The 22,551-nt window shown below is 66.5% G+C and carries 16 protein-coding genes and 1 pseudogene; 8 read left to right on the top strand and 9 right to left on the bottom strand.

Annotated elements, in window-relative coordinates:
- The 5 genes and pseudogenes from KHY18_RS23160 to KHY18_RS23140 form a co-directional block, all read left to right on the top strand.
- A pseudogene (locus KHY18_RS23160) lies at positions 1-486 on the top strand (DNA polymerase Y family protein); the annotation flags it as partial.
- A 9-nt stretch (positions 487-495) separates the two neighbouring features.
- The gene (locus KHY18_RS23155; protein WP_213305562.1) at positions 496-3,609 is read left to right on the top strand and encodes an error-prone DNA polymerase; all 3,114 of its coding nucleotides are present in this window, start codon (positions 496-498) and stop codon (positions 3,607-3,609) included.
- A 10-nt stretch (positions 3,610-3,619) separates the two neighbouring features.
- A complete protein-coding gene (locus tag KHY18_RS23150) occupies positions 3,620-4,240 on the top strand; it encodes an alpha-ketoglutarate-dependent dioxygenase AlkB (protein WP_213305560.1) in 621 nt (206 codons plus the stop codon).
- Positions 4,237-4,905, top strand: coding sequence for an alpha/beta fold hydrolase (locus KHY18_RS23145; RefSeq protein WP_213305558.1), 669 nt, complete (start codon positions 4,237-4,239; stop codon positions 4,903-4,905). The genes KHY18_RS23150 and KHY18_RS23145 overlap by 4 nt, the downstream gene beginning before the upstream one ends.
- The gene (locus KHY18_RS23140; RefSeq protein ID WP_213305555.1) at positions 4,902-5,393 is read left to right on the top strand and encodes an NUDIX hydrolase; all 492 of its coding nucleotides are present in this window, start codon (positions 4,902-4,904) and stop codon (positions 5,391-5,393) included. The genes KHY18_RS23145 and KHY18_RS23140 overlap by 4 nt, the downstream gene beginning before the upstream one ends.
- Positions 5,394-5,742: 349 nt before the next feature.
- On the opposite strand, the gene KHY18_RS23135 is transcribed toward KHY18_RS23140, so the two are convergent.
- The 3 genes from KHY18_RS23135 to nirB form a co-directional block, all read right to left on the bottom strand.
- Positions 5,743-6,414 carry a hypothetical protein gene (locus KHY18_RS23135; RefSeq protein ID WP_213305552.1) on the bottom strand — a complete coding sequence of 224 codons (672 nt, stop codon included), beginning with the start codon at positions 6,412-6,414 and terminating at the stop codon, positions 5,743-5,745.
- 297 nt (positions 6,415-6,711) lie between these two features.
- Positions 6,712-7,089 (bottom strand): nitrite reductase small subunit NirD, encoded by a 378-nt coding sequence (gene nirD, locus KHY18_RS23130; protein WP_213305549.1) that lies wholly within the window; start codon positions 7,087-7,089, stop codon positions 6,712-6,714.
- A gap of 22 nt (positions 7,090-7,111) precedes the next feature.
- On the bottom strand, positions 7,112-9,670 hold the full coding sequence (gene nirB, locus KHY18_RS23125) for a nitrite reductase large subunit NirB (protein WP_213305546.1): 2,559 nt from the start codon (positions 9,668-9,670) through the stop codon (positions 7,112-7,114).
- Positions 9,671-10,045: 375 nt separating this feature from the next.
- Between nirB and KHY18_RS23120 the strand changes: the two genes are divergently transcribed.
- Positions 10,046-11,752 (top strand): bifunctional protein-serine/threonine kinase/phosphatase, encoded by a 1,707-nt coding sequence (locus tag KHY18_RS23120; RefSeq protein ID WP_213305544.1) that lies wholly within the window; start codon positions 10,046-10,048, stop codon positions 11,750-11,752.
- A 2-nt stretch (positions 11,753-11,754) separates the two neighbouring features.
- Here KHY18_RS23120 and KHY18_RS23115 read toward each other — a convergent pair whose 3' ends face one another.
- From KHY18_RS23115 to KHY18_RS23100, 4 genes are all read right to left on the bottom strand, one after another.
- Positions 11,755-12,972, bottom strand: a complete 1,218-nt coding sequence (locus KHY18_RS23115; RefSeq protein ID WP_213305541.1) for an MFS transporter — start codon at positions 12,970-12,972, stop codon at positions 11,755-11,757.
- A gap of 170 nt (positions 12,973-13,142) precedes the next feature.
- A complete protein-coding gene (locus KHY18_RS23110; RefSeq protein WP_213305538.1) occupies positions 13,143-14,420 on the bottom strand; it encodes an ANTAR domain-containing protein in 1,278 nt (425 codons plus the stop codon).
- Positions 14,421-14,504: 84 nt separating this feature from the next.
- Positions 14,505-15,149 carry a LysE family translocator gene (locus KHY18_RS23105; protein WP_213305536.1) on the bottom strand — a complete coding sequence of 215 codons (645 nt, stop codon included), beginning with the start codon at positions 15,147-15,149 and terminating at the stop codon, positions 14,505-14,507.
- A 379-nt stretch (positions 15,150-15,528) separates the two neighbouring features.
- Positions 15,529-16,335: a helix-turn-helix transcriptional regulator gene (locus tag KHY18_RS23100; RefSeq protein WP_213305534.1), complete on the bottom strand. Its 807-nt coding sequence runs from the start codon at positions 16,333-16,335 to the stop codon at positions 15,529-15,531.
- A gap of 169 nt (positions 16,336-16,504) precedes the next feature.
- Between KHY18_RS23100 and KHY18_RS23095 the strand changes: the two genes are divergently transcribed.
- Positions 16,505-17,194 (top strand): TerC family protein, encoded by a 690-nt coding sequence (locus tag KHY18_RS23095; protein ID WP_213305531.1) that lies wholly within the window; start codon positions 16,505-16,507, stop codon positions 17,192-17,194.
- A gap of 83 nt (positions 17,195-17,277) precedes the next feature.
- Here the strand turns inward: KHY18_RS23095 and KHY18_RS23090 are convergent, their stop codons facing one another.
- Positions 17,278-18,162 carry a LysR substrate-binding domain-containing protein gene (locus KHY18_RS23090; RefSeq protein WP_213305529.1) on the bottom strand — a complete coding sequence of 295 codons (885 nt, stop codon included), beginning with the start codon at positions 18,160-18,162 and terminating at the stop codon, positions 17,278-17,280.
- Positions 18,163-18,294: 132 nt separating this feature from the next.
- On the opposite strand from KHY18_RS23090, the gene ydiJ reads away from it, so the two are divergent.
- Entirely contained in the window at positions 18,295-21,342 is a 3,048-nt protein-coding gene (gene ydiJ, locus KHY18_RS23085) for a D-2-hydroxyglutarate dehydrogenase YdiJ (protein ID WP_213305526.1), read from the top strand.
- 19 nt (positions 21,343-21,361) lie between these two features.
- Here the strand turns inward: ydiJ and KHY18_RS23080 are convergent.
- On the bottom strand, positions 21,362-22,551 hold a 1,190-nt coding region (locus KHY18_RS23080), incomplete at its 5' end, for a xanthine dehydrogenase family protein molybdopterin-binding subunit (RefSeq protein WP_213305523.1).

Raw genomic sequence — 22,551 nt, 5'->3', positions numbered from 1 at the left:
GTCGAGCCGCTGGAAGAACAAAGCCATTCGCTGATTCCCGACCCCGCGCACCAGGGCGCGTCGGTGCGGCTGGCGCTGGAGCGCATCCAGGCGCGGCTGGGCGAAGACTGCATTCGCCGCCCGCAGCTGTGCGCCGACCACCGCCTCGAATGGATGCAGCAATGGTCGGCCAAGGAACCGCGCCGCAGCGCCAAGCCCCAGCCCCTGCACGGGCTGCCGCTGCCCACCTGGGTGATGGCCCAGCCGCTGCTGCTGGTCGAGCGCGAGCACCGGCCGTATTACCAGGGCAGGCTGCAACTGCTGCTGGGCCCGGACCGCGTCGAAGGCGGCTGGTGGGACCGCGAAGCCGACCAGGCCGAACCCACGCGCAATGTGCAGCGCGACTACTGGCTCGCCATCAGCCCGCATGCGGGCCTGCTGTGGGTGTTCCAGGCGCGGCTCGCGGGCGATAAAACCGCCTGGTATCTGCACGGGCACTACGGCTGAGCGCTTGCCATGGACCACTTTCTGCCCGCGTATGCCGAGCTGCGCTGCATATCCAACTTCACGTTCCTGCGCGGCGCCAGCCAGCCCGAGGAGCTGGTGGCGCGCGCCAAGACGCTGGGTTACAGCGCCATCGCCATCACCGACGAATGCTCTCTTGCCGGCGTGGTGCGCGCCCATGTCGCGGCCAAGGCGCATGGCATGGCGCTGCTGCTGGGCGCGCAGTTCTGCATACAGCCGCGCAATGCCGACGAAGCGCCGTTCACGCTGGTGGTGCTGGCGCAAAACCTCAACGGCTACGGCAATCTGTGCCAGTTCATCACCAAGCTGCGCCGCGCGTCGGAGAAAGGCACGTACTTTCTCGATCTCGACGGCCTGCGCGGCGCCGAACTCGAAGACTGCCTGGTGCTGCTGTGCCCCGAGCGCCAGGCCAGCGACGCCCAGCTCGAAGCCATGGGCCGCTGGACGCTCACGCATTTCACGGGCCGCTGCTGGATTGGCGTGGACCTGGTGCGCCGCATCGACGACGAGCTGTGGCTGCACCGCATGCGCACGCTGTCGGCGCTCACGGCGCTGCCGCTGGTTGCCGTGGGCGACGCCCACATGCATGTGCGCTCGCGTAAGCCCCTGCAAGACGTGCTCACCGCCACGCGCCTGGGCAAGCCGCTCACCGAATGCGGCTACGCGCTGCTGCGCAGCGCCGAGCGCCATCTGCGCAGCCGACTGCGCCTGGCACAGACCTTTCCGGCCGACCTGATGGCGCAGACGCTGCAGGTCGTCGCGCGCTGCGCTTTCAGCCTCGACGAGCTGCGCTACCAGTACCCCGACGAAGTCGTGCCCGCGGGCCATACGCCCGAAAGCTATCTGCGCCAGGCCACCTACGAAGGCGCGGGCCGGCGCTGGCCCCAAGGCATTCCAGAGAAAGTTCAGGCGCAGATCGAGCACGAGCTGACACTGATCTGCGAACTCAAGTACGAGCCCTACTTCCTCACGGTCTACGACATCGTGGTGTTTGCGCGCTCGCGCAATATCCTGTGCCAGGGCCGGGGCTCGGCCGCGAATTCTGCGGTCTGCTACTGCCTGGGCGTGACCGAAGTCGACCCGGCGCGCACCGCCGTGCTGTTCGAGCGCTTCATCTCGCGCGAGCGCAACGAGCCGCCCGACATCGACATCGACTTCGAGCACCAGCGGCGCGAGGAAGTCATACAGTACCTCTACACCAAGTACGGCCGCGACCGCGCCGCGCTCACGGCCACGGTGATCTCCTATCGCCCGCGCTCGGCCGTGCGCGACGTGGGCAAGGCGCTGGGCTTCGAGCTCGACGTGATCGAAGCCATCGCCAAGGGCCAGCAGTGGTTCGACGGCAGCAGCATTCGCCTGGAGCGCTTCGAAGAGCTGGGCATCGCCACCGACACGCTGGCCGTGCGGCAGTTGATCACGCTGACCGCGCAGCTCATAGGCTTTCCGCGCCACCTGTCGCAGCACACGGGCGGCTTTGTGCTCACGCGCGGACTGCTGTGCCGCATGGTGCCCGTGGAGAACGCGTCCATGGCCGACCGCACGGTGATCGAATGGGACAAGGACGACCTCGACGCCGCGGGCCTGCTCAAGGTCGATGTGCTCGCGCTGGGCATGCTGTCGGCGATTCGCCGCGCGCTCGACTTCATCAGCCGGCGCCGCGGCTATGACTTCAGCATGCAGGACATCCCCGCCGAAGACTCCGAAACCTACGACATGATCTGCCGCGCCGACACCATAGGCGTGTTCCAGATAGAAAGCCGCGCGCAGATGAGCATGCTGCCGCGCCTGCAACCGCGCAAGTTCTACGACCTCGTGGTCGAAGTCGCGATCGTGCGCCCCGGCCCCATCCAGGGCGGAATGGTCCACCCCTATTTGCGCCGGCGCCAGGGCCTGGACCCCGTGACCTACCCCAACGATGCGCTGAAAGAAGCATTGGGCCGCACCATGGGCGTGCCCGTGTTCCAGGAACAGGTCATGCAGATCGCGATGATCGCCGCGGGCTTTACCGCAGGAGAAGCCGACGGCCTGCGCCGCGCCATGGCCGCCTGGAAGCGCAAGGGCGGGCTGGAAAAATACCGCGACAAGCTGGTGGTCGGCATGACCGATCGTGGCTACGAGCCAGCCTTTGCCGAGCAGATCTTCGAGCAGATCAAGGGCTTCTCCGAATACGGCTTTCCCGAAAGCCATGCGGCCAGCTTTGCGCTGCTGGTCTATGCGTCCAGCTGGATCAAGCGCCACGAACCCGCGGCCTTTCTCGCGGCGCTGCTCAACAGCCAGCCCATGGGCTTTTACTCGGCCAGTCAGCTCACGCAGGACGCGCGCCGCCATGGCGTGCAAGTGCGGCCCGTCGACGTGATGCACAGCGCCTACGACTGCACGCTCGAAGACATGGAACACAAGCCCGCCGTGCGCCTGGGCCTGCGCCTGATCGCCAGCCTGCGCAGCAGCGCCGCCGCGCGCATAGAGCAGGAGCGCGGCCGCGCGCCTTTCGACAGCGCGCCCGAACTCGCCCAGCGCTGCGGCCTCGAACTGCACGAAATGAAGGCCCTGGCCGCGGCCGGCGCGCTGGCCACGCTCTCGGGCCACCGCCGCCAGCAAGTCTGGGATGCCGCTGCACTCCATACGGCCCCCTTGCTGCTGAAAGAAGCGCAAATCGACGAAGCCCAGTTCGAACTGCCCGAAGCGCCCGAAGGCGAGGAAGTGCTGTGGGACTACGCGTCCACGGGCCTGACTTTGCGCTCCCACCCCATGCTGCTGCTGCGCCCCCGACTCGACAAATACAAGCTCAAGACCTCGCAGCAACTGAGGCGCATTCCCGACGGCCGGCGCGTGCGCACCGCGGGCATCGTGACCCTGCGCCAGCAGCCGCCCACGGCCAAGGGAACGATCTTCGTGACGCTCGAAGACGAACACGGCGTGACCCAGGTCATCGTCTGGCGCGACCTGCGCGAAACCCAGCGCGACGTGCTGCTCGGCTCCCGGCTGCTGGCCGTCGAAGGCCGCTGGCAGCGCGAAGGCACGGTCTGCAATCTGATAGCAGAACGCATGGCCGACCTGTCCCACCTGCTGGGCCGCCTGCGCACCGAAAGCCGCAATTTCAAATAAAGGCCACCCCATGAACCAATGCAGCCTGTTTGGCGACGAAGAAGTGCAGGCCTCGATTCCGGGCCTGGTCTACCAGCCCGAATTCCTGGGCCGTGACGAGGAAAGGGAGCTGATCGCCATCATCCGCTCGCTGCCGCTGCACGCGGCCAAGTACAAGCAGTACTTCGCGCGCCGGCGCGTGGTGAGCTTTGGCGGCTCGTACGACTTCGACACCCACGAACTCAAACCCGCGAAGGCGCTGGACGAACGCCTGCTGCCCTTGCGCGATCGCGTTGCCGCCTGGCGCGGGGTGGCTCCCGACACCCTGGTGCATGCCCTGGTCGCCGAATACGCGCCGGGCACGCCGCTGGGCTGGCACCGCGATGTGCCCGATTTCGAGGGAATTTACGGGGTGTCGCTGGGCGGCGAGGCCACGCTGCGCTTTCGGCCTTACCCCTATCAGCCTGAACTGCCGCGCCAGGTAGTCGAACTGGCGGTGCAGCCGCGCTCTGTCTATGTGATGGAGGACGAAGTGCGCTGGGGCTGGCAGCACTGCGTGGAACCCACGCGCGCGCTGCGCTGGTCGGTGACGTTCAGGGACAGGCGTGGGCCGTCGGATAAGCTGTCGCGCCACCCCATACGCACACCATGACTCTGCCCTCCCAACTGTTTTTCCTGCCCGGTGCTTCGGGCAATACCGACTTCTGGAAACCAGCGGCGCGCTTGCTGCGCCACCCCGCAGCCCATGTGCACTTTGGCTGGCCGGGTTTTGGCGCTACGCCGCCCGACGCCAGCATCCAGGGCATCGAAGACCTCGCCGAAAAATTCATCGCCGAAATCAACCAGCCCACGGCCCTCATCGCGCAGTCCATGGGCGGCGCCATCGCGCTCCTGGCCGCAAGCCGGCGCCCCCAATGGATCACGCACCTGGTGCTGACGGTCACGTCGGGCGGAATGGATATCAGCGATCTCGGCGCCCAGGACTGGCGCCCCTCTTTCACCGAAGCGAACCCTGAGCTTGCGCGCTGGTTCATCGACTCCAGGCTGGACCTGACGCCCGCGCTGCCCTGCATCCAGGCCCCGACCCTGCTGCTATGGGGCGACGCCGACCCCATCAGCCCGGTCGCCGTCGGCCAACGCCTTGCCACGCTGCTGCCGCAAGCACGCCTGCATGTCTTCGCGGGAGGCGACCACGATCTGGGCAATGCGCTGGCACATGATGTGGCGCCATTGATTGACGCTCACCTCGAAACCGCCACGTTCATGCGCGAGAATGCGCACCCTGGCAAAAACCGATACGAGAAAACACCGTTATGACTTCATGGAGACCCCAGCAACACGTCAAAGTCAAAGCCATTGGGCTGCACTGGAGAGAAGGCAAGCTGCTTGCGGCCGAAGTCTTCGACGACCACGGCCAACTCAAAGGCGTGCGCCCGCTGGGCGGCGGCGTGGAGTTTGGCGAAAGCTGGCAAACCGCGCTGGCACGCGAGTTCAAGGAAGAACTGGGCGTCGATGCCGAAGTGACCGGGCCGCCGCTGGTGATGGAGAACATCTACACCCACCATGGCGCCACCGGCCATGAAGTGCTGTTCATCGGACACGTGCAGTTTGATGCACAGGCCTTTGGGGGCCTGGACGTCATTGAATTCTTCGAGGACAGCGGAGCGCCTTGCACGGCGCGCTGGTTTGATCTGGCGGAACTCGACCTAGAGGATGGGCCTGCGCTTTTTCCTGTGGGGCTAAAGGAGGTGCTGCTGGGCACCCAGGTCTCTGACGTTGTGGCCAACAGGGATCGTCAGCTTTGATTCACGAAGACGCTCACCGAAGCCAACGTTTATTAACAATAACTGCTGGACGCAAGTGGGCGGGCTTCTGTGAGTACAAAGTATCTCGGCATGTTCTCAGACAAAGTTGGCGCCGGGGAGGGGCGGCGGGAAGGCTGTTTTAGGCTGGTCTGAGTCAGACGCGGGTGACACGCTGAACGACTGCGGAGGCTGTCACCGGGCATTCGACGGCTGGCTGCTCCTATGACTGGTTTGCTTCCGAGAGCGGGTGCACGGCGATCAGTGGCTGGTGGTGCGCGGGCGAATTACTGGTCAGTCGGGCTGGAAACTGCTCCGGCGGGTTCTGGAGCATCGCCCCCAGAGGCATCTTTCAATTTGAGAGCAACGCCTTGGCGGCCTCGATGCGCAGCGACATATCCACATGCGGATCATTCATCACACGCAGCAGGAAGGCGTGCGGATCGCTCTCTTGGCTGACGAGCGGTGCGGTTGTCACAGCAGGCGGGCCGGGCTGCGCGGGTACAGGCACCGCGCCGAGCCGTCGCATCGCCTCCTGCCAGGCATCGAGCAGGATCGTCTGCTGTCGGGCCAGCAGATCCGCCTGTCCTTCCGCGCCGGGCTCCACATCGAGCCAGGGCGTGTCCTCGAACACCGGGGCGAGGTCTGGGGCCACGAAGGCGGCCCATTGCTCGACGGCCACCTGCTGCGGGGGCAGGATGACCTCGAGATTGGCCGTCAGCACGCGGACGCGTTGCGGGGCCGCTTGGGCCAGCCAGCGCCGGCGCAGCGCCGCAGCGAAGGACTCGGCCTCGGTCGCAGCAACTGGCACGGCCGTAGAGAACCACAGCTGATAGCCGTGGCGTCCATTGATGGCAATGCCCGGCGCCGGCAGGTCCAGCTCGGCCTGAACGCCGCGCCACAGCGCCCCGAGCGAACTCCAGTCGGCCGGGCCGGCCAGCTCGATGCAAAGCGCCCGCACGCTGCCGTCCGGCAGCGGCGGCGGGAACAGTCGGAGTACTTCGTCTTGCAGTCGATTCGTCATCGGCGGCACTATAAGGGATGCCCTCCGGCCGGTCGGCCAACACTCTCCGATGACCTTGATCGACCGAGGCTGTGTGGAAACTCAAAAATCCATCAGCCTGAATCGCCCCGGGTTTTCTAGACACCCTCATGCCTGGAGCGCAGGCCGTTCACCCTTCGACGCGGCCGGCGAGGCAGGCTCAGGGCGAACGGGGATTTTGAGGCCCGCTGTTTCTTTTTTTACGCATTGCGCGACTTCGTCTTGCTTACCCCGCTCAGGACGAATGGCGGGCAGAGGGCTACGCAATGGCCCACAACCTCAGGCCTGCAACCAAACCACCTCTTCCTTCACTGCCACCGGATACGTGCGCAGCCGCGTCTCGGGCGCCTCCACGCAAGCGCCGGAGCGCAACTGGTAATGGTGCTTGTAGATAGGCGAAGCGACCACAGGCTCGCCGCCCAGATCGCCCACGATGCCGCGCGAGAGCACGTTGGCGCCGCTGTGCGGGTCGTGGTTGTCGAGGGCGTAGAGGCTGCCGTCGGCGAGACGGAAGATGGCGATCTGGGTTGTGCCGATCAGCGCGCAGACGCCGGTGTCGGGCCAGATGTCGTCGACCGCGCAGATGCGGTGCCAGCCGGCGTCAATCAGATGGGCGCCGGCCGGGGCCAGTTCGGCAGCGTTGGCTAATGCGTTCATGGGGCGTTCTCCGAATAGTGTTCTAGGCAATGGCTTCTTCGACCAGGGGAATGCCTTTGAGGCCGCTGCGTTTTTCGACATCGGTCGCGGGGCGGATCTGGCCGCGCTCCTGCACGAAGACCACGTTGGCGTCGCCCGCGTCGCTGTTGACGAAGGTACGCAGGCGGCGCACGACGGCGGGGTCGTCGACGGCCTTTTTCCATTCGCAGGCGTAGGTGCCGACCACATGCGCCATCTGCGCCTCGAGTTCGTCGGCCAGGCCCAGGCTGTCGTCTATGACGACTTCCTTGAGATAGGCCAGGCCGCCTTCGAGGTTGTCGCGCCAGGTGCTGGTGCGCTGCAGGCGGTCGGCGGTGCGGATGTAGAACATCAGGAAGCGGTCGATGTAGCGGATCAGCATGTCTTTCGACAGATCGGACGCGATCAGCTCGGCATGGCGCGGCTTCATGCCGCCGTTGCCGCAGACGTAGAGGTTCCAGCCCTTGTCGGTGGCGATGATGCCCACGTCCTTGCCCTGGGCCTCGGCGCATTCGCGCGTGCAGCCGGAGACGCCGAACTTGATCTTGTGCGGCGAGCGCAAGCCCTTGTAGCGGTTCTCGAGTTCGATCGCCAGGCCCACGCTGTCATCCACGCCGTAGCGGCACCAGGTCGAGCCCACGCAGCTTTTGACGGTGCGCAGCGACTTGCCGTAGGCATGGCCCGACTCGAAGCCCGCGTCCACGAGTTCGCGCCAGATCAGCGGCAGCTCGTGCACCTGGGCGCCGAACATGTCGATGCGCTGGCCGCCGGTGATCTTGGTGTAGAGGCCGTAGTTCTTTGCGACCTGGCCGATGACGATCAGCTGGTCGGGCGTGATTTCGCCTGCGGCCACGCGCGGCACGATGGAGTAGGTGCCGTCTTTCTGGATATTGCCCAGGAAGTAGTCGTTGCTGTCCTGCAGCGGCGCGCCGTTGCGATCGAGAACGAAGTCGTTCCAGCAGCTCGCCAGGATGTTGGCGGCCGTGGGCTTGCAGATGTCGCAGCCATGGCCCTTGCCGTGCTGCGCCAGCAGCTGCGCGAAGGTGCGGATCTCGCCCACGCGCACCAGGTGGTACAGCTCCTGGCGCGAGTACGGGAAGTGCTCGCACAGGTGGTTGTTCACGGCCACGCCCTGGCGCTTGAGTTCGGCCTTGAGCACCTGGGTGACCAGGGGCACGCAGCCGCCGCAGGACGTCCCGGCCTTGGTGCAGGCTTTCAGATCGCCGATGTTCTGCACGCCGCCCGCAATCGCCGAGCACAGCTGGCCCTTGCTGACGTTGTTGCACGAGCACAGCACGGCGGTGTCGGGCAAGGCGTCCACGCCCAGTCCGGGCTTGGCCGCGCCGTCGGTGGCGGGCAGGATCAACAGGCCCGGCGATTCGGGCAGGGGCATGGCGTTGAGCGCCATCTGCAGCAGCGTGCCGTATTCCGACGCATCGCCCACCAGCACCGCGCCCAGCAGGCGCTTGCCGTCTTCGCTGACGACGATCTTCTTGTAGACCTGCAGCAGTTCGTCGGTGTAGCTGAAGTTGCGGCAGCCGGGCGTCTTGCCCAGCGCGTCGCCTATGCTGGCCACGTCCACGCCCATGAGCTTGAGCTTGGTGCTCATGTCGGCGCCGCGAAACGCGGCGTCGACGTCACCGGCCAGATGACCGGCCGCGACGCGCGCCATGTCGTAGCCCGGAGCGACCAGGCCGAACACCTGCTCCTGCCAGGCCGCGCATTCGCCTATCGCGTAGATGTCGTGGTCGCTGGTGCGGCAGTGGTCGTCGACAACGATGCCGCCGCGCGGGCCCAGCGCCAGCAGGCTCTGGCGCGCGAGTTCGTCGCGCGGGCGAATGCCGGCCGAGAACACGATCATGTCGGTTTCAAGGTAGCTCCCGTCGGCGAACACCATGCGGTGGCGCGCCGTCGCGCCGTCGGTGATCTCCACCGTATTGCGGCTGGTGTGCACCTGCACGCCCAGCGCTTCGATCTTGGTGCGCAGCACGCGCCCACCGCCTTCGTCGACCTGGACCATCATCAGCCGCGGCGCGAATTCCACCACATGGGTCTGCAGGCCCATGTCGCGCAGCGCCTTGGCGCATTCGAGGCCCAGCAGGCCGCCGCCCACGACCACGCCGCTCTTGGACTTGGCGCCCGAAGCGAGCATGCCTTCGAGGTCTTCTATGGTGCGGTAGACAAAGCAATGCGGCCGGTCGCGGCCGGGAACGCCGGGCACGAAAGGCGACGAGCCCGTGGCCAGCACCAGCTTGTCGTAAGCCAGCTCTTCACCATCGGCCAGCTGCAGCGTATGGTTGCGGCGCTCGATGGACGCGACGCGCGCGTTCAGGCGCAGCGTGAGGCCGGGGCGATCGTAGAAGCCCTGGGGCACCAGCGACAGATCGTCGGCGCCGCGGCCGCTGAAGAAGTCGGACAGGTGCACGCGGTCGTAGGCCGGGCGCGGCTCCTCGCCCAGCACGGTGACTTCGAGGCCGGCCGCGGGAAGGTCGGGATAGCGTTCGATCAGGGCTTCGACATAGCGGTGGCCCACCATGCCATTGCCTGCAATCAACAACTTCATCGGTGTTTTATGGGTCGCGTGGGGCATGCGACTTCCTTCGACGGTGGTGGAGCGCTGTGCTCCGGTTCGAAAAAAAAAGGCGCCCGCAACGGATACAGGCACAGAGTGCTCTGGAAAAGTTGCGGACGCCTTTGTCCTGGGTGACGAGGGCATCGCTACCCCGCATCGTCGCTGGAGGTCAAGCAGGTTTTGTGCCAGGGGCACTTGCTTCTTTTCTCTAGGGCAGGCCGTTCACCCTGAACTTGCCGAAGGGTGTCTTGCCTCATGGCAGCGCCAAAACGCGCCAGACTCGTAGCCCGCGCATCAAACCAGTGCAAGCCACGCACCGTTTCGGTCACCCCCCCGCCACGCGTTTTCCTGGTCACAATCACCCCCATGCCTTTTGAACTCGACATTGGATGGGTCTCGCGCCCCGGACGCGCGGCGGTGAACGAAGACTTTGCCGCGGTGCAGATGCCCGGCGACGGCGCTGGCATGCTGGCCGCCGTGGCCGATGGCGTGAGCGCGGGCGGCTGGGGGCGCGAAGCCGCGCAGACCACGGTGACCAGCTTGGCCAATGATTTCTTCTGCACGCCCGCGACCTGGGAGCCCACGGTGGCGCTGGACCGCATCGTCGGCGCGCAGAATGCCTGGCTCTACGGCGTCAATCGCCGGCGCCAGCCGGCCTATGGGCTCACCACGCTCACGGCGCTGGTGCTGCGCGGCCAGAGCTACACGCTCGCCCATGTGGGCGATACGCGCGCCTATCTGCTGCGCCAGGGGCAGATCGAGCAGCTGACCGAAGACCATGTGATGGGCGGCGTCGACTTTGCCCACCGGCTCACGCGCGCCATAGGCCTCGAAGACCGCGTGACCATCGATTACCGCCAGGGCGAAGTGCTGCCCGGCGATATCTTCGTGCTGCTGTCCGACGGCATTCACAACGACATCAAGCCGCGGCAGATCGCGCAGTGGGCCGGCGAAGACCAGGCCCAGGCGCTGGCCGAGCGCCTGGCCGATGCCGCCGAGCGCCAGGGCAGCCGCGACAATCTCAGCGCCGTGGTGGTGCGCGTTCTGGGCGTCAACGATGCCACGCTCGAAGACACCACGCGCCGCGCCCAGGCCCTGCCCTCTTTGCCGCTGCTCAAACCCGGCGCCATGATCGACGGCCTGCGGGTCGAAGCGCTGGCGGCCGACAGCGGTATCTACCGCGTCTACCGCGTGCTGCATGAAGCCAGCGGCCAGCAGTACGCGCTCAAGACGCTGCACCCGCAGCGCGCGCACGACCGCCACGAATGGGCCGCGCTGGCGCACGAAGCCTGGGTCGCGCGCCATCTGCAAACAGGGCCCACGGCCCAGCATCTGGTGCGCCTGCACGCGCCGCTGGTCGCCGAGCCTTCGGCGTTCTATCTGCTCTACGAGTGGCTGGACGGCGAGACGCTGGCGCAATGGATAGAACAAAAGCACCGACCCAACGTGGCGCAAGTGCTGGCGATCGCCCAGCAGGCCGCGCGCGTGCTCGGCGGACTGCACCGCCAGGGCGTGATTCACCGCGATGTGAAGCCGGCCAATCTGCATTACGGCCGCGACGGCGTTGTGCGCCTGCTCGACCTGGGCGTGGCCCTGACCGGGCGCGAGCCCGAGGCCGTGCGCACGCTGCACGCGGGCACGGCCAGCTATGTCAATCCCGAGCAATGGGACGACCCGCCAGTTCCGGCCGATGCGGGCACCGACCTGTTCGCGCTGGGCGTGACGCTCTACCAATTGCTCAGCGCGGGCCGCCTGCCTTATGGCGAAGTCATTGCCTACCAGCGCGGGCGCTACTGGCGCGACCCGGTGGCGCCCAGCCGGCACAACCCGCAAGTGCCCATCTGGCTCGACTCCATCGTGCTCAAGGCCGTGGCGCGCACCCCGGCCCAGCGCTTCGAGACAGCCGAGGAACTGCTGCTGGCGCTGGAGCGCGGCGCGGCCCGGCCGCTGCCGCCCGCGGCCGGCAGCCCGCTCGCGGCGCGCGATCCGGCGTTTGCCTGGAAGGCCGCGCTGCTGTTCAGCGCCGTGCTCAATGTGGCGCTGATCTACTGGATACTTTTTCTGCCGCGCTGAACTCAGGCCGTCACGCGTGCGCGCCCGCCCTTTTCCGCCCAGGTGCGCGTCCAGCGAATCTGCATGAAGCGCAGCATCACCAGCATCACCAGCGCGAAGAACGCAAACAGCGCAAAGCCCGAGAAGTAGCTGCCCGTGTATTGCTGCGACAGCCCCATGCTCGCGGGAATCAGGCCGCCGCCCAGCGCGCCGATTTCACCAATCATCGAGCCGGCGACGGCCGTGGTCGTGGGCCAGCGCAGCGGCACCAGTTGAAACAGCGCGCCATTGCCCGCGCCCAGCGCCGCGAAGCACACCAGGAACGACAGCATGGTCAGCGGCAGCGAAGCGCTGCTCAGGCCGCACAGCAGCAGGCTCGCGCAGATCACCACCAGCACGGCCGTGAGCGTGTTGATGCCGCCCCAGTGGTCCGACAGCCAGCCGCCGAAGATGCGGGTCATCGCACCCATGAAAGCGGCCAGCATCGTGAGTTGCCCGGCCTCGACCTTGCTCACGCCGAACTGGTCATAGAAATAGCTGGGCAGGAAAGTCGCCAGGCCGATGAAGCCGCCAAAGCTCACGGCATAGATCAGGCTGAACGCCCAGCCGTCCTTCTCGAACAGACAGGCCGCGTGTTCGCGCATGGTGCCGTGCTCGGCCCGGTCTTCGGGCTCGCGCGCAAACACGATCATCACCGCCATGGGCAGCAGAATGCCCAGCGCCGCAAAGCCGTACACGGTCTGCCAGCCGTAAGCCTGGGCCAGCGGCGGCGCCAGCAGCGCGGCCACGGCCGTGCCTATGTTGCCCGCGCCCACCAGCCCCATGGCCAGGCCCTTGTAGCGCGGCGGAAACGAGCCCGAGCCCAGCGACAGCGCGACGCCGAAGCTCGCGCCCGCGATGCCCAGCAGCACGCCCATGGCCAGCAGGTCGTTGAACGAGTCGACGGCGAAGTAGCCGTAAAGCATGGCCAGGGCAATGCCCACCATCTCGACCAGGGTCGCGTTCTTGCGGCCTATGTACTGCGCCAGCAGGCCCAGCGGAAAGCGCATCAGCGAGCCGGCGACGATGGGAATCGACAGCATCAGGCCTTTTTGCGCAGGCGTCAGATTGAAGCTCTCGCTGATGAACGGCGCCATCGCTCCATTGATGACCCAGATGCCACACGAGCAGGCGAAGTAGAAGAAGGCCGCGCCCAAAGTTGGTGCATGCCCGGCTTGCAAAAAGCTGCGAAATCCCGCCATCGAATATTCTCCGTGCAAAAGAAAACGCCTACGCTGGCGCGCACCGCTTTCACGGCAGAGCCAGACGTAGACGTCGTTGTTTTCATGCAGCTTGGCCCGCGTCGTTGCGGGGTGGGCTGCGCGAACTCACTCAGCAAGAATCGTGCGCGCTTTGGCCGGGCGCAGGCACATCAGGACATCAGCAGTTGCAGGCTCTTCTCATACAGCATCGTCAGCTGATCGAAATTGTCGTGCAGGCTGTCGCAGGAGCGGCACAGCGCCGCCCTGCTGCGCACCGAATCGAGCTGCGTGAGCCCCGACTGCAGATGCAGCCAGGCCTTGCGCGATTCGCGCAGGCTCAGCGTGATTTCGGGGCTGGACAGCGGCGTCATCTCCATCTTGAGCAGCGCGACTTCGACTTCGGAGCGCATGTCGGCCAGCAAGGCGCGCAGCGACGCGTCCTGCTGCAGTTCGCCCAGCATGGCGGTCTTGCCCAGGCGCTGCACCAGCATGCGCTGGCGGCCGCAAAGATTGACCACCGTGAGCGCGCGCCGGCCCGAAGCATTTTCCAGCGCCTGCACCAGGCTTTCAGCGTGCTGCAGCAGATGCTCGGCCTGCACATCGAGCCGCGCCAGCATCTCCATGCCCGTCTTCTCCGCCAAGACCTGCTGCATGCGCGACCAGGCGTCGACCACCACCGCCAGCGCCGACTGCACGGCCGGCGTATGTGGGTGGGTATGCGGCACGGCCTGCAGAAAGTGCAGCCTGGCCTGCACGCTGTCGATCGATGCCGTCTGCAGCGCGCGCGCACGCGGCCGGTCCACGCCCAGCAGCGACTGCGCGGCCAGGCGCACGATGCGCTGAGACAGCATGCGCAGCTGGCCGGCCTGGTTCAATGACTCGGCCCAGAACGCGGTCTCCACCACCGAGCGCGAGATATCGGACAGCTTGAGGCTGGCATGCATCGCGGCATTGCGCAAAAAGGTGAAGGCTTCGTCTTCGCTGGTGCCGCGCGCGTCGGCGACTATGCCCTTGGCGCGCTCCAGCCATTTGCGATCGGCGAGCTGGCTTTGGGCGTTGGCCAGCGCGGTGCGCAGTTTGCTGCGCTCTTCCCAGCGCCAACGATCGAGCGCCAGGCCGGCCGCGAGATCCTGCGCCGTGCATGTGGGCGGCCACCAGCCCGCCAGGCCCTGGGCCTGCAGGCGTTGGAGCAAGGCCGGTTCCGGCGCAGCGCTGATCCAACTGATGGCACAGGGCGGCCCGTCGGGCCATGCGGCCAGCGCCGCGCTCAGCTGCGCGGCGGGCATGGCGACGACCGCCTGCGCCGGCGCGCCGGACTCCAGCCGCTGCGCCAGCTGCGCCGCGTCAACGGCCTGGGCATCGAAAGTGATGCCTTGCGCGGCGAACTGATCGCGCAAGGCTTGAGGCCAGGGGCTGTCGTTCGAATACAAAAACAAAAGAGTGGTCATGGCGATGATGGCCGAGGGGTATGTCCAAGAATAGTGCAGTCACGCAAGACCCATGCCCGACTGCATCCATTTGGTGCAAAAACCTCAGCGCCACCACAGCGCGGCCAGCACGCCCAAGGCCAGTGCAATCAGCATCGCGCCCGAAATGCGCTCCAGCCAGGGCAGGGCGCGCGCAAAGCGCCGCAGCACGGCCTGGTTGCCGATCAGCGTCGCGACCAGCAGATCCCACAGCAGCACCATGCAGAACATCCACACGCCATAGACCGCTTTCCAACCCGCACTCGCATACGGGCCCGTGAGCATGGCCGCAAGGCTCGCATAGAACAGCGCGTTCTTGGGATTCAGAATGCCCGAGACAAAGCCCATGGCCGCAGCGCGCCACCACAGGCGTGCGGCAGATGCGGCCGGCCTTGTTCCGCCCTCGCCTTCAGGCGTCTGCTGCAAGGGCGTGGCGCCCGCATGGCGAATGAACAGCGCACCGAGATAGAGCAGATAGCCGCAGCCCGCGAGCTGCAGCGCGACAAACAGCGCGCTGCCGGGCGTGAGCACCGCCGTGCCCGCGAACGCCGCGACGATGAACACGCCATCGGCCGCGGCAATGCCCAGGCAGGCGCCGCTGGCGATGCGCCAGTTCGTCGCCAGCGAAGTGCGTGCGACCAGAAAGAAATCGGGGCCGGGGGACAGCAGCGCGAGAAAGTGCGCTGCGGCGATCATCAGGAAGGGCTGCATGCGAAGTACGGGTGGTTCGCATGCAGTGTGGCGGGGCAGGCCCGGCCTGTATTGAAGAAAATTGCGCGAGAGCGTGGAAGCACGAACGGGGCGCTGCCTCGAATCCGTTCGCCCTGAGCGGGGTAAGCGAACCGAGGTCTCGCAAGGCGTTGTAAAGAAACATCGGGCTTCAAAATCCCCGTTCGCCCTGAGCCTGTCGAAGGGTGAACGGCCTGCGCTCAAAACATGAGGACGGGCCGTTCATGGTTCGACAAGCTCACCACGAACGGGTCACTGTTTTGCCGCCGTTTGCCCAAACCGACCACCTTCTAAGTCGTTGATTTGTTTGCCAAAAAAAGCTGTTTCTTGAGAGCTTGTCGAAGGGCCGGTTTTCTATGCACTACGCCCGAAACCGCCCCGGCGTCACCCCCGCATGCGCCTTGAACACGCGCTGGAAATGCGCCTGGTCGGCAAAGCCCAGGCGGTAGGCGATATCGGCCAGGCCTTCGCCCGCGCGCAGGCCGTCGCGCGCCAAGTTGATGCGCCGGTTGAGCTGCCAGGCATGGGGCGTCATGCCGGTCGCGGCGCGGAAAGCGCGAATCAGTTGAAAGCGGCTCATGCCGGCCAGGCGCGCGAGATCGGCAAGGTCGGTGTCGTGCGCCGCGTCTTTGCACAGGAAGTCGAGCACGGGCAGCAGCGCTTGGCTGCGAGACATGGCGCTGGCGCCCGAATCGACGCGCAGCCCCTGGCCGGTATCGCACTCGCCTATGAATTCGATCAGCGCGGCTTCCTTGTCTTCTACATCGGCAGCGGAGAACAACAGCGTGTTGAGGCCGCAGAAACGGGCATAGACGGCAGGCGCGGCAACGATGCGAATCGGCGCGCTGTCGTTGGCATCGCCGGCGTACTCGGCGCGCACGGCCTGCAGCCAGGCGGCGTCGAGGTGCAGCATCTGGTAGCTCCAGGCGCCGCCCGGCTCGGGATTGCAGGCATGGACCCGGCCTGCGGGCACCAACACCAGCGTGCCCTCCTGCAGCGTCACCGGCCTGTCGCCCGCGCCGCTGAAGCAGCTGCGGCCGCGGTCCACCGCGCCTATGGAAAACGTCGGGTGGCTGTGCGGTTTGTAACAGGCCTGGCTGTCGCAGGCGCGCCGGCTCTCGGCATAGGGCATGGCCGGATCGCGCCAGAACTGGGAAAGGGCTTGCATACCGCAATTGTAGGAAGCTGCGCAGGCCCCACGAATTTCACCCTGCTGGAGGGAGATTTACGCAGTATTACGAACTGCAACCAAGGGATTTCGGGCCTACACTGCCCGCACTCATAAAAAGAGAGCGCCGCGCCTGCGGCGCTTTTATATTCATAACAGTGGAGTAAAAATGGAATTTCTCAGCACCACCGACTTCTGGATCGGTCTTGTCAAGATCATCTGGATCAACATCATCCTGTCCGGCGACAACGCCGTCGTCATTGCCCTCGCGGCACGATCGCTGCCTCCCGAGCAGCAAAAGAAGGCCATCATGTTCGGCTCCGGCGCTGCCGTGGTGCTGCGCATCGCGCTGACCGTGGTTGCCGCCAAGCTGCTGGAACTGTCGTTCCTGCAAGTCATCGGCGGCGTGCTGCTGCTGTGGATCGGCTACCAGCTGCTGTCGGGCGGCGACGAAGAAGAAGGCCATGGCAAGGGCAACGGCTCGATGATGGCCGCGATCCGCACCATTCTGATCGCCGATCTGGTGATGAGCCTGGACAACGTGATTGCCGTCGCTGCCACGGCGCAAGGCAACATGGTTCTGTTGATCCTGGGCCTGGCCATCAGCATTCCGCTGGTGATCTTCGGCTCCACGCTGATGATCAAGCTGATGGAACGCTTCCCCGTGATCATCACGCTGGGCGCGGCACTGATCGGCTGGGTCGGCGGCGAAACCGTCGTCAACGACAACCTGCTGCACGGCTACACCATGGCCCACCCCTGGCTGCACTACGCCGCTGCCGCGGCCGGTGCGATCCTGGTCGTCGGCCTGGGCAAGTTCTCGCAAGCGCGCGCCGCGGGCAAGCAAGCCCGGATCTGATACGGCAAGCGCCAGGGTGTGAGTCTCTGGCGATTTCCTTGAAGAACGCACTGCCTTGGCAGTGCGTTTTTCGTTGGGGCGCGCTATTGCGGCTGCGCCAGCAGCCAGCTGCGAAACGCCGCCAGCGCGGGCAGCGTTTCGTTGCGCTCGGGGTAGACAAGGTAATAGGAGCGCTCGCTGACGATGGGCGCGCCGACTTCCAGCACCTGGCCGCGGCGCTCTTCCTCATCGATCAGCGCCCTGGGCACCAGGCCCACGCCCATGCCCGCGCGCACCGCCTGCACCAGGTGCGACGTCAGTTCGAAGCTGGGCCCTATCTTCATCTGCCGGTGGTCCAGGCCGTAATGGCTGAACCACTGCGCCCAGCCCTTTTGATTGCTGGCCACGGTCAGCAGCGTCTGCGAAGCGATCCATTCAGGCGTCGCCGGCTTGCAAGCAAGGGCCTCGGGGCTGGCGATCGCCACCAGGAATTCGTTGTGCAGGCAGTGGGCGCGCAGATCAGCCCAGTCGTCCGTGCCCACGGTGATCGCCGCATCGATTTCCTCGGCATTGAAATCGATAGGGCCTATGCGCGAATGGATATGCACCGTCACGCCCGGGTGGCTGCGGTAGAAATCGTGCAGGCGCGGCAGCAGCCATTTGGAGCCATAGGTGGGCAGCGTCGCCAGGCGCAGCGCGCCGCCGCCCTCCTGGTGCGACATCGCCTGCAGCGTGGCCGCGCGAATGCGGCCCAGCGCCGCGCCGAGTTCGGCCGCGTAGCGCCGGCCCAGTTCCGTGAGCTTGACGCTGCGGCCCTGGCGGCGGAACAAGGTGATGCCCAGCTGCGACTCCAGCGTCTGTATCTGCCGGCTCACGGCGCTCTGGCTCAGCGCGAGTTCTTCGGCCGCGCGCGTATAGCTTTCATGGCGCGCCGCGGCCTCGAACACCAGCAGCAGCGACATCGAAGGGGTCAGTCGACGGTAATGCATGAGTTTTATGCAGCAATTGCCGCTGAATTTTCCGTTTGTACCATGGGATTATCGAATGGATACTCGGCATCCTCGTCACCTCATGCATGTATTGAACACATCATTGCGGTGACCCCGGACCAAGGCCCCCCGATGATTGAACAACTTTCCCTGCGCGCCAGCGCGCCCGCCGCCCCCTATGCCGAGTTCCTCGCCGCCTTGCGCGCCGCGGGCTTCAAAGGCGAGATCAGCAGCGACTACGCGAGCCGCACCGTGCTGGCCACCGACAACTCGATCTACCAGCGCCAGCCCCAGGCCGCGGTGTTTCCCGCGCATGCCGAAGATGTGCAGACCGTCACGCGGCTGCTGGCCGAGCCCGCCCACCGCGACATCGCGCTCACGGCGCGCGGCGGCGGCACGGGCACCAACGGCCAGTCGCTGACCGACGGCATCGTGATGGATCTGTCGCGCAACATGAACCGCATTCTGGAGATCAACGCCCAGGAGCGCTGGGTGCGCGTGCAGGCCGGCGTGGTCAAGGACCAGCTCAATGCCGCGCTCAAGCCCCATGGCCTGTTCTTCGCGCCCGAGCTGTCGACATCCAACCGCGCGACCATCGGCGGAATGATCAACACCGACGCCAGCGGCCAGGGCAGCTGCACCTATGGCAAGACGCGCGACCATGTGCTGGCCATCGATTTCGTGCTGCTGGGCGGCGACCGCCTGCAAGGCCGGCCCCTGGACGCGCAGCAGCTCGATGCCGCCTGCGCGCAGGGCGGGCGCGCGGGCCAGGTCTATCGCACGGCGCGGCGCATCGCCGACACCCAGGCCGAACTGATCGCCGCCAAGTTCCCGCCGCTCAACCGCTGCCTCACGGGGTATGACCTCGCGCATCTGCGCGAAGCCGACAGCCGCTTCAATCTCAACAGCGTGCTGTGCGGCGCCGAAGGCTCGCTGGGCTGCATCGTCGAGGCGAAACTCAATGTGCTGCCGATTCCCAAATATTCGGTGCTGGTCAATGTGCGCTACACGGCGTTCATGGATGCGCTGCGCGACGCGCGCGCCCTGCTCGCGCTCAAGCCGCTGTCGATAGAGACCGTGGACTCCAAGGTGCTGATGCTGGCGATGCAGGACTTCTCCTGGAACAGCGTCGCCGAATACTTTCCCGCTGACGCGCAGCAGCCTACTCTGGGCATCAACATCATCGAGTTCAGCGGCGACGACGCGGCCGCCGTCGATCGCAAGGTGCAGGAATTCATCGCCCATCTGCAAAGCGACACCGGCGTGCAGCGCCTGGGCCATACGCTGGCCGTGGGCGAGAGCGCGGTCAAACGCGTCTACGCGATGCGCAAGCGCGCGGTCGGCCTGCTGGGCAATGTGCAGGGCGAGGCCAGGCCCCAGCCTTTCGTCGAAGACACGGCCGTGCCGCCCGAAAACCTCGCCGACTTCATCGCCGAGTTCCGCGCCCTGCTCGACAGCCATGGCCTGCAATACGGCATGTTCGGCCATGTAGACGCGGGCGTGCTGCATGTGCGGCCGCTGCTCGACATGAAGGACCCGCGCCAGGCGGCGCTGGTGCGGCCGGTGTCGGACGGCGTGGCCGAACTCACGCAGCGCTACGGCGGTCTGTTGTGGGGCGAGCATGGCAAGGGCGTGCGTTCGGAATACGCGCCCGCGTTCTTCGGCGAGCTCTACCCTGCGCTGCAGCAGCTCAAATCAGCGTTCGATCCGCACAACCAGTTCAACCCGGGAAAGATCGCCACGCCGGCCGAAGCCAAGACGCTGCTGCTCAAGGTCGACGGCGTGCCGCTGCGCGGCGAACAGGACCGCCAGATCGACGAGCGCGTCTGGCAAAGCTTCGGCGCGGCCATGCACTGCAACGGCAATGGCGCCTGCTACAACTTCGACCCCGACGACGCCATGTGCCCGTCGTGGAAAGCCACGCGCGAGCGCGTGCATTCGCCCAAGGGCCGGGCCTCGCTGCTGCGCGAATGGCTGCGGCTGCAGGGCGCGGCCGGCGTCGATGTGCTGCAGGCCGCGGCCGCGAAGCCGGCGTTTGTGAGCAGCCTGGCCACGCGCTGGCGCAACAGCCGCGCCGCGGACCGCGGCGAAACCGACTTCTCGCACGAAGTCTATTCCGCGATGTCGGGCTGCCTGGCCTGCAAGTCATGCGCCGGCCAATGCCCGGTCAAGGTCAACGTGCCCGATTTCCGCGCGCGCTTTCTGGAGCTTTACCACCAGCGCTATCTGCGCCCGCTGCGCGACTACCTCATAGGTTCGCTGGAGATGACCATGCCCTGGATGGCGCGCATGCCCGCGGTCTACAACGGCCTGATGGGTGCGGGCTGGGTGCGGCGCCTGCTGCAAAAGCACATAGGCATGGTCGACAGCCCGCTGCTGAGCCAGTTCGATCTGCAGGCAGTGCTCAAGCGCTGGAACGTGCAGCCCGCGCAGGCGCAGGCGCTGCAGGCCCTGAGCCAGGAGCAGCGCGCGCGCAGCGTGGTGATCGTGCAGGACACCTTCACGCGCTACTTCGATCCCGAGCCGCTGGCCGCGCTGATCGAGCTCGCCGCGCGCCTGGGCTACCAGGTATGGCTCGCGCCGCTGAACCCCAACGGCAAGCCGCTGCATGTGCAAGGCTTTCTGGGCGCATTCGCCCAGGCCGCGATACGCAACGCGCGCGAACTGTCGGCGCTGGCCGCGTTCGACATTCCGCTTGTGGGCCTGGACCCGGCGATGACCTTGACCTACCGCCAGGAGTACCAGAAAGTCGCGGGCATAGGCAGCGTGCCCCAGGTCGCGCTGCCCCAGGAATGGCTGCTGCAGGCCCTGCCCGAAGCGCTGCCGGCCCAGGCCGACAGTCCGCTGTTCACGCTCATGCCCCATTGCACCGAATCGACCAACGCCCCCGACAGCAGCAACCAATGGGTGCAGGTCTTCGCGCGCCGCGGGCTCAAGCTGCGCGCCCAGGCCGTGGGCTGCTGCGGCATGTCGGGCACCTACGGCCACGAAGAGCGCAACCTGGCGACGTCAAAGAAGATCTACGCCCAGTCCTGGGAGCGCAAGCTGCCGGCCGAAGCCGCCGCCGAAGTCTCGCTGGCCGCGGGCTACTCCTGCCGCAGCCAGGTCAAGCGCCTGTCCGAACGCCAGCTGCGCCACCCGGTGCAGGCCTTGCTCGAGCAGCTGCGCGCGGCGGCCTGAGGGCCGGCCGCGCGCGCATTCAGGCACGCTTGAACGGCAGTTCGCGCACCGGCTGGCCCGTGAGCCGCGCCACGGCATTGGCGAACGCCGGCGCCAGCGGCGGCAGGCCGGGCTCGCCCATGCCCGTGGGCGGCTCGGCGCTGGGAACGATGTGCACGGCGATTTCCGGCGCATCGGTGATGCGCGCCACCGTGAAGTCGCCGAAGTTGCTCTGCTCGACGACGCCGTCCTTGAGCGTGATCGCCGCCCCGGGCAGACACATCGACAAGCCCATCACGGCCGCGCCCTGCACCTGGGCTTCGACGCTGCGCGGGTTGACCGCGAGATTGCAGTGCACGCCGGCCGTGACGCGCAGCAGCCGGGGCTGGTCGTCCTGGATCGCCGCCTCGACGACATAGGCCACCACCGACTCGAACGACTCGTGCACCGCCACGCCCCAGGCACTGCCTGGAGGCAGTGGCTTCTTGCCATAGCCGCTGCGGTCCACGGCCAGCTGCAGCGCCGCACGATGGCGCGGGTGCTTTTCGCCGAACAGCGCCATGCGGTAGGAGACCGGGTCCTGGGCCGTGCTGCGCGCGATTTCGTCGAGCAGGGTCTCCATCACGAACGCCGTGTGCGTGGAGCCCACGCTGCGCCACCACAGCACGGGCACATTGCGCTTTGGATGGTGCACGGTCAGGCGCATGGGCAGCGGATAGGGGTCGCGCATGCCTTCCGTGGCCGAAGCGTCTATGCCGTTCTTGACCTGAAAGCTCTCGAACACCGTTCCCGTGAGGATCGACTGGCCGACGATGGTGTGGTCCCAGGCCAGCACCTTGCCGCGTTCGTCGAAAGCAATGCGCGCGCGGTGCAGGTGCATGGGCCGGTAGTAGCCGCCCTTGACGTCGTCCTCTCGGCTCCACAGCAGCCGCACGGGAGCGTCCAGCCCCGCGGCGCGCGCGGCCTTGGCGATCTCGCAGGCTTCGACCACGTAGTCGCTGGAGCCCACAAAGCGCCGGCCAAAGCCGCCGCCCGCCATCTGCACATGCAGCATGACCTGCTCGGGCTGGAGGCCCAGCGTGCGCGCCGCCGCGGCCGCATCCAGCCCCGCGCTCTGCGTGCCGACCCAGATTTCGGCGCGGTCGGCCGACAGCCGCACCGTGCAGTTCAGCGGCTCCATCGCCACATGCGCAAGATAGGGGAACACGAACTCGGCTTCGAGCTGGCGCG

The organism is Acidovorax sp. CCYZU-2555, from assembly GCF_018413525.1.
Taxonomy (GTDB): domain Bacteria; phylum Pseudomonadota; class Gammaproteobacteria; order Burkholderiales; family Burkholderiaceae_C; genus Comamonas.
The sequence above is the reverse complement of the archived record's forward strand: the minus strand, read 5'-3'. Positions and strand labels throughout refer to the sequence as shown.